Raw genomic sequence first — 11693 nt, forward strand, 5'->3', positions numbered from 1 at the left:
GTCCGATGGAGACGGTGGCGGTACGACGATCAACGCGTCGCAGAACGGTGGTGGCGTGTGGGATGAAGACGACCAGACAACTCGAGGTGATGCCATTGGCGACCTCGCACTCCGTGAGGCATTGATTGCTCACAGTTTAGGCAGTGCGATTGGAGGTGGTCTATATGCGATGGAGAACCTCGCGAAGGTCCCTGATTCGGAAGTCCGCGCTGCAGTTGCGAAATGCAAAGTCGGGATGGGCGAAGAGGTAGGTCGTCCCCCCGGCCACCTCTGCCAATCGCATGTCGCTCGCCGAGTCTCCGACGATCACGATCTCCTCGAAGGCCTGTTGGCCGACGAGGTACCCGGCGAGAACATCCCTCTTGGTGGTCTTCACGTCCAGGACATGCTGGTCCACAGCGAACGCCCGCCCCGGCAGGAAATAGTCCGCGAGCTCCAGCAGTTTGAGGAACATGTCGAGGGTGCCGGGGCGGGTGTTGGAGATGACGATCTGCTGGTGCTGGATGGCTATGGCGTCCAGTACGTCGGTGACATGTGGAGTCGGTTTCATCCAGTGATACTGCAGGTCAGGCCGCTCCTCGGAGAGGGTGAAGCACGCGTCCTGCAGCTCCAGGTGCCGGTGGTGCGTCTCGTTGGGCAGGAGGAAGTCAAAGTATTCGTACCACTTGTGGCCGTACAGGCGGCGGCCGTCCTCGTACCCGAATCTTTGCTCGTATCCGAAGGTGGCGAGCACCTCGTTGGAGATGTCGATCACGGCTCGATCGTTGCCCTGCTCCAGTACGCCGTGCAGATCCCAGACAAAGAGTTTCACGAGTTCGCCCTTCCCGTGGTCGCGTAGTGTCATCTGCTCATCCCGCAAACGACGTCGAGCTTCCGTCCGCAATGGGCCGACGGGAGATCGCCTGCAACATCTCGGACAGCTTCTCTTCCATCGCCGACGTCAGCCCTTGGCCGGACAACGCAGTGGTGGCCGCGCGGAGCGTCGACAGGGAACGGCCACCGATACTCTCATGCCGCACCAGATAGATGTCCATGAAGGTGTACAGGTCGACGTAGCGGCGTTGCGGGGGGATTGCCTGGAAGGTGGTGCTCTCGAACATCGCCAACACTCGGGTCGTCGTGCGTTCGTGCGGCGGGTAGGGCGGCAGATCCAGGAAGGGTGGGCGGCCTGCCCTCACGTCGCCGTAGTAGTAGAGGACGTAGCCGCGGCTGCAGGCCCGGAACGCCGAGTCGTACTGCAGCAGGTAGAAGAACCGTGACAGCGCCGAGTCCGACTCGTGGTGGCACAACGCCCACAGAATCGAGCTCAACAGGAACTCGTCTCGCTCTCGCTGCAGCAGTGCGGTCAGCTGCTCAGGAGCCGCCGGACTGGTCCGCGAGATCAAGTAGACCAGCAGGTTGCAGACCGTCAGCCGGTCACCCGTGTCGAGACCTGGTTCATCACGCAGATGCCGGTACAGCTGGGAAAGCCGTTCGCCGAGCCGGTGGTCGGCCAGCTCCTGCAGCTGACCGATCAAGTGGTGGCGGACCTCTCTCGTCAGGTCGCGACGCAGCAACGTCACAGCCTGCTCGGGGGAGAGCACGGCGAGCAGCCGGTCGCGAATGTGTCGGGCCAGCAGGTATTCGTAGAACGAGTAGTGCAGGAACTCGCCGACTTCGGTGCCGTGGAGAGTGCGCCGGTCGATCACCTGGTCGAGTGCTCTGATTTCGGCCCCGCGTCCGCGGCTGGTTGCGAGAGCGGCGTGCAGGTCGGCCATCGGTATGGCGTCCGCCGGCAGTTCGCGTGCGTGCACGAGCCAGGCCGCCGTCTGCCAGACCGACAGCGACTGGCCGGCCCAAGCGGGGTGGGTGCTGCGCACCGCGAAGTCGGTTGTACGGCTCAGCCGGTTGAGATACTCGCCATAGAGATTACTTGCACTGCTGATCCGCGTTGCGGCGTCATGGCCGATGAAGGTGAGCATCCGGGCGTAGAGCGGACGCTCTACGAGTCTCGTCAACCGCTCCGAGTCGACCACGGTCCGGTAGAGATCGGGATCGGCGATCAGCCCCTGCCGTTGCAGTCGGATCAGATAGTCCGCGAACTCGGTCTCCGCCGACCAGCCCTTGAGCACGAACACCTCGTCGAAGCTGATCGCGGTGGTCTCGAAGGCGATCCATTCCTCGTATTCCCTGGTGCGGGAGGTGACAAGCGCCGGGGCGTGTTGGAGCAGTTGCAGCAGTGCGACGGTGAGCGGCCCGTCGCCGGCCAATTCACTCGCCTCGTCCAGGCCATCGACAAGCACCACCGCGTCCGTCGCTGCCGTCGGGTCGAGTCCTGCCTGCTGCAAACGGTCGAGGACCTCCACAGCGTCAAGCGCGCGCAGCGGAATGGGTATCAGGCCGGCTTGTTGTAGTTCGAGCGCCGCGCCGTAGAGCGAGAGGCTCTTTCCGGACCCGGGCTCGCCGAGCAGAAGCACCGACTCGCCCTGGTGGAGAGGGGCCATCAGTGCCGCCACGGCATGCTCGCCCACTTCTGGGCCTCGCTCGTGATACCGGGTCATTCGGCCGGGCACGAACAGGTCCAACCGATGCAGCTCGGCGAGGCTCAGATCAAGGGGGTATGCGGTCCGTCTCCGACCGAGACGGCTGACCAGTCCCGTCGAGAGGCGTCTCAGTCGGATCCGTTGTTCCTCGCGTCGGTCGTCTACCGGCGCTTCCTGTTCAGCGGACTCGACAACTGTGGACGGCGGCGGTGCCGGTGGCGCGGTCTCGGCGTCCGCCAGGTCCGGGTGACTCGGGGTTTTCGTTCCGCCGTCCGGCAACACCGTCAGGACGACGGTTAGCCCGACCAGGAGCAGTGCCAGTACGCCGAGTGAGTGCCACGGGTGGGTGCGGACCAACTCCAGCCAGCCGGGCCACCGCTGCTGGGCCGACGCCTCGTTGGTGATCAGCCCGGTGAGCACTGTCGCGGCTGAGAGGACGCCGGTGACCGCGATTGCCACCACCATCCGCGGCGTCCTCATCATGCGCATCCCTCATCACCAGTCGGTGGTGGTCGGATGTTCGGCGCGGCCGCCAACCGTTTCCCGCTTGTTGACGGACCGTGACCATGGCCTGACTCCAGGCTAACGCCCGTCTTCCAAGCTGGCTGCCCAGCGATCCGTGGAGAGCCACGACGGGGCCGAGCCCCACTGGCTGGCCGTCTGGAGCGGAATCGCGGCCCGGCTCCGGAAGATCCCGGGCCGGGCCGCATCGTCGCCGGTAGCACCGACCGATCGGGCTACCGCATCAGCTTCTGGTCCACCTCTGGCTGGTCCCGCCGTTGCAGGTCGAGAGGACCACCGGGCTGCCGTTGGCGGTGCCAGCGGAGTTCGGGGTGAGGCACAGACCCGACTGGACTCCGGTGACCGTGCCGTCGGTTCCGAGGTTCCACTGCTGGTTGGCACCGCCGTTGCAGTCCCAGATGATCACCCGAGTCCCGGAGGACGTCCCGGCGCCCTCGGCGTCCAGGCACTTGGTGCCGTACACCTGGAGTTGCCTGCCGGTCGTCGACGTCCACTGCTGGTTGGTGCCGCCGTTGCAGTCCCACAACGCCACCTGGGTGCCGTTCGTCTGCGACCGGGACGGGACGTCCAGGCACCGGCCGGCGTTGACGTTGCGCAGCGGCGCCGCCGTGCCGCCCGGCGGCGGGGTGGTGGGGTTGGGGTTGGTGGTGTCGAAGCCGAGGAAGCGGATGGCCTGGGCGGCGTCGAACGGGATCGAGTGGCCGTAGCCCTGGAAGCTGATCGCCTCGACCGGGGCGGTGGGGCCGGTGCCTCCGTAGCGGGTGCGGGTGGCGCTCGTCTGGGGGTAGTCGGTGTAGCTGGGGGTCTGCGAGACGCCCAGCACGTTGGTCCACTGTTTGATCTGCTCGCCGAAGTTGACGTAGCTCAGCGTGGTGTCCGTGGTGCCGTGCCAGATCTGGACGCGGGGGCGGGCGCCGGTGTAGCCGGGGTAGGCGTTGCGCACGAGGTCGCCCCACTGCTGCGGGGTTTTGGTGATGCGTCCGCCGGAGCATTCGCTGTTCCACTCGGCGCCGTTGGTGGTGGCGAAGCAGCCGAACGGGACTCCGGAGGAGCTGAAGCCGGCGTTGAACACGTCCGGGTAGAGGCCGAGCATGACGTTGGTCATCATGGCGCCGGAGGAGAAACCGCCCACGGCGATCCGGGTCGGGTCGACCGGGTAGCGGCTGCGGACGTAGTCCAGCATGGACTTCAGGCCGACGGGGTCGCTGCCGCCGTCGCGGCGCAGGGCCTGCGGGGAGGAGACGTCCCAGCATTTGCTGCTGCGGGTGACCGACGGGTAGATCACGATGAAGCCGTAGCGGTCGGCCAGGGAGCTGAGGCCGAAACCGGTGTGCACGGCCGGGCCGCTGCCCGTGCAGTAGTGCAGCGCGAGGAGCAGCGCCGGGCGGGCCGCGACCCGGTCCGGCACGTACAGGTGCATCTGCAGGTTCGTCGGGTTGGTGCCGAAGTTGCTCACCTGGGTGAGCGTCGCGGCCGACGCCGGGGTGGCGAGCGTGACCACGGCCGTCATCGTCGCCAGAGCCGTCGCCAGCCCGGCGGCCAGCAGCGCGAGCCTTGTTCTCATCGGCGGTTCCTCCACAGTGGGTGCAGCGGTGGCGGTGGGGGTGTGCGGGGAGAAGGCCCGGACCGGTCATCGGCACGACGAACCACGCGGGCGCGCGGAGTCCACCGCGCGTCACCCGCGGGCTGTTGACCGGTCCGGTCGCGACGCCCGCCTGCCGGCGGGCGTCCTGACCAGCGACGGCTCTCCCGGTGAGCCGTTGACGCTGGGCGTCTCGCATCGACTGTGAGCGATAACATGTCGTTCGTCAAGACGTAACGTATGACGTCATTTCAGTCGTGGGAGCGCCTGCTTCGGGCGGGTCCCCTTGAGATCCCCGATTCGACCATGACATTCTTGGCCGTCGATAACCTGCTGCGCGCGGGGCTGACGCCCGTCCACTGGGCAGCCGGGACCGGACCACGGATCCCGGAGGACGGGGATTGAGTGATGGGGCGCCGGGGCCTGTCCGTCCACGAGTCCGCCCGCCGCCGCGCCGCTTTCTGCCGGCCGGGTGACTCACCGTCGTTTCCCGAAGGAACCCAGCCATGCAGATACCGAACCGCCGCGCGGCGCTCCTGGCGGGCGTGCTGCTCGCCGCGAGCGCACTCTCCGGCATCCACCCTCCGACAGCGATGGCGGCGGCCGACCCCGGCGCCGTCGCCGTGACCGTGAACGCCCGCGCCGGACTGGCGCGGGTGTCCGACACCGCCTTGGGCGTCAACCACGCCATCTGGGACCAGAACCTGGGCACCGCCGAGACGTCGGACCTGCTGCGCGACGCCGGCGTGCAGATGATGCGCTATCCCGGCGGCTCGTACGCCGACATCTACCACTGGAAGGACCACACCGCGCCCGGCGGGTACGTCGCCCCGAACACCGACTTCGACACGTTCATGGCGGCGGTCAGGCGGGTCGGTGCCCAACCGATGATCATCGCGAACTACGGCACCGGTACGCCGTCCGAGGCCGCCGACTGGGTGCGCTACGCCAACGTGACCAAGGGTTACGGGGCGAGGTACTGGACGATCGGCAACGAGAACTACGGCAACGGGCTCTACGGGTCGGCGTGGGAGGCGGACGACCACCCGGACAAGAGCGCCAGCCAGTACGCGCGGCTGGTGATCGAGTACGCCGACGCGATGAAGGCGGTCGACCCGAGCATCAGGGTCGGCGCGGTGCTGACCATGCCGGGCAACTGGCCGGACGGCATCACCGCCGGCGGCGACCCCGGCCCCTGGAACCAGACCGTGCTCTCCCTCGCCGGCCCGAAGATCGATTTCGTGGACGTGCACTGGTACCCCGGTGGCAGCGCCGCCGAGTCGCTGACCCGCACCAACCAGCTCCCCGACGCGACGTACCTGCTCCGGCAGCAGCTCAGCCGGTACGCGGGCCCGAACGCCGACCGGATCGGCATCAGCTTCACCGAGCTGAACGTCGGCGCCGGCCAGAACACCCAGCCCGGGGCGCTGTTCCTCGCCGACGCGTACAGCGGGCTGCTGGAGAACGGCGTCTTCACCGCCCAGTGGTGGAACGTCCACAACGGCATCGGCACCGTGAGCGAGGTGGCGGGCCAGACCGACTACGGCGACTTCGGCATGCTGTCCAGCGGCGGCTGCACGGCGGACGGCTCGGTGTGCGAGCCGCCGTTGAACACGCCGTTCGCGCCGTACCACGCTCTGACGATGATGAAGCTCTTCGCGAAGACCGGCGACCAGTTCATCCGTGCCGGCACCGACGAGCCGCTGGTCAGCGCGCACGCCGTCCGCCGGACCAACGGGGACCTGGCCGTGCTGCTGATCAACAAGGACCCGGACGCGGCCCACGACGTCGCCATCGACTACGCCGGGTTCACGCCGTCGACAGCCGCGCCGACGGTGTCCACCCTCACCAACGGCGCGACGGGCATCGCCACCGGCCAGTCCGGCTCGGCGATCAGCCGGACGCTGCCGCCGTACTCGTTGACGACGCTCGTGCTGCGCCCGGCCGGCGCGACCGCCGGGCGGCCGTCGGCCCCGGGCCAGCCCACCGCCAGCGGCGTCACCGACCGGGGCGCGACGATCACCTGGCCGGCGGCCACCGCCGGCAGCAGCCCGATCGCCAAGTACGAGGTGTACCGGCAGAACGGCGCGGTCAGCGAGCAGTTCGGCGAGACGGCGACGACGTCGTTCACGGTCGGCAACCTGGTGCCGGGCAGCAGGTACACAGTCAACGTGCTGGCCCGTGACACGGCCGGCCGGGTGTCGTGGGCCTCACCGCCGTTGACGTTCGCCACCGGCAGCCCGGCGACCAGCGCGTGCACGGTCCGCTTCACCGCCAGCAACGACTGGGGCAACGGCTACATCGGGGGCGTCGAGATCACCAACAACGGGACGAAACCCATCACCGGCTGGACGCTAACCTGGACCTGGCCGACCGGGTGGCAGCAGGTGAGCAGTGGCTGGAGCGCCACCTGGGAGCAGGTCGGCAGGGCCGTGCGCGTCACCCCGACCGACGACAACCGGCAGATCGCCGCCGGCGCCACCGTCAGCGCCGGGTTCGTCGGCGCGTACAGCGGGCCGAACGTGCTCCCCACCGCGTTCACCCTCAACGGCACCGTCTGCACGACCGGCTGACCGCGCCCGTCGACGATCGTGATGCCTGTGAGTTGTCCAGATGACCCACAGGCATCACGCTCGTGCCGACTCCGGGGGTCCGTGATCGACCATCGTGGACGGTATGCTGCGGGCTCGGCGGGGAGAGGTGGTCGGCCATGACGCAGTCGGAGCCCAGGCTGAGCCTGCAGACCGACCGGCCGAACGCGGCGCGGATGTTCGACTACTACCTCGGCGGCAAGGACAACTTCGCCGCCGACCGGGCCGCCGCCGAGATGGTGTTGCAGGTCGCGCCGTGGATGCCCGAGGCCGCCCGGCAGGGCCGCGACCTGATCGCCCGTACGGTCCGCCACCTCGTCGAGGAGAAGGGCGTCCGGCAGATCCTGGACCTCGGTTCCGGGCTGCCGACCCGGGACAACGTGCACGAGATCGCCCACCGCATCGACCCGGGCGTACGCGTCGTCTACGTCGACAACGACCCGGTGGTGTGCGCCCACGGGCGTGCCCTGCTCGCCGACGCGGCGACGGTGTCGGTCGTGGAGGCCGACCTGTGCCGACCCGCCGAGGTGCTTTCCCATCCGGAGGTCGCCGCCGCCATCGACTTCGACAGCCCGGTCGCGGTCCTCATGATGTTCGTGCTGCACCTGGTGCCCGACGAGCAGGTCCCGCACCACATCGTGGCGACCTACCGCGACGCGCTCGCCCCCGGCAGCTACCTGGCGCTGTCCCACGCCAGCACCGACGTGCACCCCGACCTGATGGCCCGCATCTCGGCGATCTACGCCCGCGCGAACACGCCGTTCGTACCGCGCGGCCACGCCGACGTCACCCGGTTCTTCGGCGACTTCGTCCTCGATTCGCCCGGTCTGGTCAACATGTGGCCGTACCCCGAGCCGCCCGCCACCGTCGACGCCGAGGTCGCTCGTACCGGCTACAGCGGCGTGGCCCGCAAACCGTAGGCATCATCGGGCTTGTTCCGGCGACCGTCGCGCCGCGCCGGTCGGGCTCCAGCCGGCCGCGACCAGCGCCCGTCGAACGGTGTCGGCGACCTCGTCGGGGCGGGCGCGGACCAGCCAGGCGGGGAAGCGCAGGATACGGTCACCGCTGGTCCATACGTCGTTCTGCCGGCGCATGTCCGCCGCCCACTGCCGGGCGTCCATGTGGTGCGCGCCGTCGATCTCCACCTGCACCCGCCACTCGTGCCAGTACGCGTCCAACCAGCGGTTGCGGCCCGCCGCGTCGACGCGGTGTCGTTGCAGGTCCGGCGCGGGCAGCCGGTGCCGCCGGCACAGCCGTACAAAATTGATCTCGGAGAGCGCCTGCGCACCGCCGGCGATGTCGGCGACGGCCTGCCGGATCAGCCGTCGGCGAGGTGCCCGGGGCAGGACGTCGAGCACGGCATCCAGTTCCTCGGGTAGCACGCGACGCTGCTGGCATCCGGCGGCCAACAACCCCTGCGCCTCGTCCACGCCGCCCGCCCATCCGGCCGCGTCCACCAGGGAGCGGGCCGTCGTCGTGCGTGGCGGACGGGCGAGCTGAACATGCCCGTCCGGCAGCACCGACGTGCGATGGACCAGCACCGCGGGCATGTCGATGGGCAGCCGACGCAGGGCGGTCCGCGCGGCGCGACGCTCGGCCGGCACCAGCACGTGCAGTGGTTCGCGCCGCAGTCCCCGTACGCCCGCCTCGGCAGCCGCGGTCACCCCGGCCAGGACCGCTCCCGGACCGGCCGCAAGCACCGCCACCCACAGTTGCTGGTCGCGGGTGAGTCGACCATTACCGGCCAGCACGATCCCCTGACAGACCGACCGCCAGCGTCCGGAGCGAATCCGGCCCCGGACCGTCCCCTCGGTGACGAGCCCGGAGAGCTGCGCGGTCGTCAGCACACCCGCCTGCTCGAAGGCGAGCCAGTCGAGTGCGTCAGCGTCATCAGGAGGCAACATCCCGTCGAGCCTTCCCACCTGGTTGGTGCCGCGCCATCACATGGCGGACAGTTCTGCCGCTGGCGTACAGCCCTCGTTGCTGCCGCTGCCGCTTGCTGCTGCCGCCGCTGCTGCTGCTGCCGCTGCCGCTGCTGTCGTTGCGGCGTTGCGGCGTTGCGGCGTTGCCGTGCTGCCGCTCCGCGCTGCCGTTCGGCGTCCGCCGCGTGTCGCGTGTCGCGTGTCGCGTGTCGTGCGCCGTGCGGCGTGGCCGCGTTGCCGTTCGGCGTCCGTCGCGTGTCGTGCGCCGTCCGCCGCGTGTCGCGTGTCGTGCGCCGTCCGGCCCTGCGCCGTGCGGCCGTGCGCGGCGTTGCCGCGCGCTCCGTTGCTGTCGCCCGTGCAGATCTTGGACAGTTTCCGTTAGCAGCTAACGGAAACTGTCCAAGATCTGCAGGGATTCGGGCATGAGTGGGTGTGTGGCTAGCGGGGGGAGGCCCAGGTGGTGAAGCGGTCGGTCAGGTTTGGGGGTGGTTTATCCGGATTGAGGGCAGTGAGGTGGGCGGCGGCCTCCGCCTGAAGCGCCGCCAGGTGGGCCAGCAGGGCCGGGCGATCAAGCCGGTAGGTCGCGAGGAGGCGGAGCTTGGCGGGCGAGCAGGGCCAGGCGATTCCGCAGGTGCCGCAGCGCCACGTCGGGCGGGCCGGCTGATGGTCGTGAGCACGCCGGGGCATCAGCCGACCCGCACCGGACCGCGCATTGCCGGGCGCCGAGCAGCACGACGCGGCGGTGCCGTGGGCCGGGACGGTGTGGTGGTCGGGCGCGGCGGTGCGGTGACGGGTACCGCGATGGGCTTGGGCGGCGCGGCGGTCCGGGGTGGGGTGGCGGTCCGGGATGGCGCGGGCGTCGGGGATGGGGTGGCGGTCCGGGATGGCGCGGGCGTCGGGGATGGGGTGGCGGTCCGGGGTGGAGTGCCGGTCCGGGGTGGAGTGCCGGTCCGGGGTGGGGTGGCGGTCGGGGATGGGGTGGCGGTCCGGGGTGGAGTGCCGGTCCGGGGTGGAGTGCCGGTCCGGGGTGGGGTGGCGGTCCGCGGTGGGGTGGCGGTCGGGGGTGGCGCGGTCGTTCGGGGTGGGGTGGCAGGTGGGGAGGGGAGCCAGCGCGCGCCGGAGGGCATCAGGTAAAGCTCGCGGCGGGCGACGGCGTCGCCGCTCGGGCCGAGCTGGTAGGCGTCGATCCACAACCAACCGTGGTACGTGTGGCGGTCGGTCAGGGCGCGGATCACGCGGACGGTGATGGGGCGGGCAAACTGCGGGCTTGCGGCGCGGGTCAGGTGCAGCAGGTCACCGGACCGCACCTGCGTTGGCTGGTCGATGGGCATGGTCATCCCCCTGGCAGGCGTTGGGAGGGGCCGCCCCGTGAGTGCTCGCCCAGAGGGCGGCCCCGGTACGAACGCGTCCGCCGGGTCTCGGGTCCTCCACCGGCCGCGCCGCTGGTGACACTCTGCTGTGGAGTCCACTACGCTCGGAAGGTGGTTCGCCGGTTCGGGCTGAGCTGGCGAAACGTTCCACGCCGGGCAGTGGCGTGAGTAATTGATCTTCCGGCTTGGGGAGCTTTGAATGGCTGATCTGCCGCACCCGCTCGCCGCGTTCATCGTGGGCGAGATTCGTCGCGCCCGAGGAGCCGCCGGGATGACCCAGGAGGCGTTCGGCCGAGGTGCCGGCTTCAGCGCCTCCCACGTCAGCGCCGTGGAGGGCGAGACGCGAGCGCTCACGATGGACTTCATCAAGGGCGCCGACCGGGCACTCAACAACGCCGGCCTGTTCGAACGCATGGTGGGCAAGCTCGGCGCCCCATCGTGGTTCCTGCCGTGGCTCGACGCGGAGCGGACGGCGACGCAGCTCAGGTCTTTCCAACCGACCCTCGTTCCGGGCCTGCTCCAGACGGAGAGCTACGGCCGGGCCGTCATCCGCTGCAATGAAACGCTGAGCGATGACGAAGTCGAGAAGCGGCTGGCGCACCGGATCGACCGGCAGGCGATCTTGACGAAGGCAAACGCCCCGCATCTGGTCGCCGTCATCGCCGAGGCGGTGCTCCGCCGCGCCGGCACGGACTTCCGCGACATCATGGCCGGGCAGATCAAGCAGTTGACCACCCTCGCGGAGCGGCCGAACATCAACGTTCACCTGCTGCCGGACGAGGTCAGCATGCACGTCGGCCTGACCGGGCCGTTCAGCTTGGCACGCCTGCCCGAGCACAAGTGGGTGGGGGAGATGGAGAACCAGCTCGGCGGAGTCGTCATCGACCGAGACGACGATGTGGATACTCTCATGTCGAGGTGGGAGATGGTTCGCAGTGAAGCGCTTCCCCGCCGGCAGTCGATCGAGCTGATGAAGGATGTCGTGACGTCATGGACCTGATCGGCGCTAGGTGGCGCAAATCCACTCGCAGCGGCTCTGGCGGCGGCAACTGCCTTGAGGTTGCGGACAATCTGCCGGGCATCGTCGGTGTGCGGGACTCCAAGGACCCCGACGGGCCGGCGCTCGTCTTCCGGCCAGCCTCGTGGCGGGCGTTCGTCGCCGATCTCGCTCGGCGTTCGTAGCC

Annotated in this window: 8 protein-coding genes; 4 read left to right on the forward strand and 4 right to left on the reverse strand. The window is 69.4% G+C overall.

The features are described 5' to 3' along the window. Positions 1-160: 160 nt before the first annotated feature. The 3 genes from ACFYPH_RS20100 to ACFYPH_RS20110 form a co-directional block, all read right to left on the reverse strand. The gene (locus ACFYPH_RS20100; protein ID WP_354855698.1) at positions 161-844 is read right to left on the reverse strand and encodes an HAD hydrolase-like protein; all 684 of its coding nucleotides are present in this window, start codon (positions 842-844) and stop codon (positions 161-163) included. A 4-nt stretch (positions 845-848) separates the two neighbouring features. Then, the gene (locus ACFYPH_RS20105) at positions 849-2987 is read right to left on the reverse strand and encodes a hypothetical protein (protein ID WP_355066350.1); all 2139 of its coding nucleotides are present in this window, start codon (positions 2985-2987) and stop codon (positions 849-851) included. A 280-nt stretch (positions 2988-3267) separates the two neighbouring features. Next, positions 3268-4608 carry a PHB depolymerase family esterase gene (locus ACFYPH_RS20110; RefSeq protein ID WP_355066349.1) on the reverse strand — a complete coding sequence of 447 codons (1341 nt, stop codon included), beginning with the start codon at positions 4606-4608 and terminating at the stop codon, positions 3268-3270. Between the two features lie 524 nt (positions 4609-5132). Between ACFYPH_RS20110 and ACFYPH_RS20115 the strand changes: the two genes are divergently transcribed. Both ACFYPH_RS20115 and ACFYPH_RS20120 read left to right on the forward strand, forming a co-directional pair. Beyond that, positions 5133-7199, forward strand: coding sequence for a cellulose binding domain-containing protein (locus tag ACFYPH_RS20115; protein WP_387183667.1), 2067 nt, complete (start codon positions 5133-5135; stop codon positions 7197-7199). A 137-nt stretch (positions 7200-7336) separates the two neighbouring features. Continuing rightward, positions 7337-8137, forward strand: coding sequence for an SAM-dependent methyltransferase (locus ACFYPH_RS20120; protein ID WP_387183670.1), 801 nt, complete (start codon positions 7337-7339; stop codon positions 8135-8137). 3 nt (positions 8138-8140) lie between these two features. On the opposite strand, the gene ACFYPH_RS20125 is transcribed toward ACFYPH_RS20120, so the two are convergent. After that, positions 8141-9121: a DUF559 domain-containing protein gene (locus tag ACFYPH_RS20125; protein ID WP_363941208.1), complete on the reverse strand. Its 981-nt coding sequence runs from the start codon at positions 9119-9121 to the stop codon at positions 8141-8143. A gap of 1587 nt (positions 9122-10708) precedes the next feature. Here ACFYPH_RS20125 and ACFYPH_RS20130 point away from each other — a divergent pair. Beyond that, positions 10709-11509, forward strand: coding sequence for a helix-turn-helix transcriptional regulator (locus ACFYPH_RS20130; protein ID WP_387183673.1), 801 nt, complete (start codon positions 10709-10711; stop codon positions 11507-11509). Continuing rightward, positions 11500-11691 (forward strand): DUF397 domain-containing protein, encoded by a 192-nt coding sequence (locus tag ACFYPH_RS20135; RefSeq protein ID WP_355138606.1) that lies wholly within the window; start codon positions 11500-11502, stop codon positions 11689-11691. The genes ACFYPH_RS20130 and ACFYPH_RS20135 overlap by 10 nt, the downstream gene beginning before the upstream one ends. Positions 11692-11693: the final 2 nt, after the last annotated feature.

The organism is Micromonospora sp. NPDC005252 (genome assembly GCF_042872475.1).
Taxonomy (GTDB): Bacteria; Actinomycetota; Actinomycetes; order Mycobacteriales; family Micromonosporaceae; genus Micromonospora.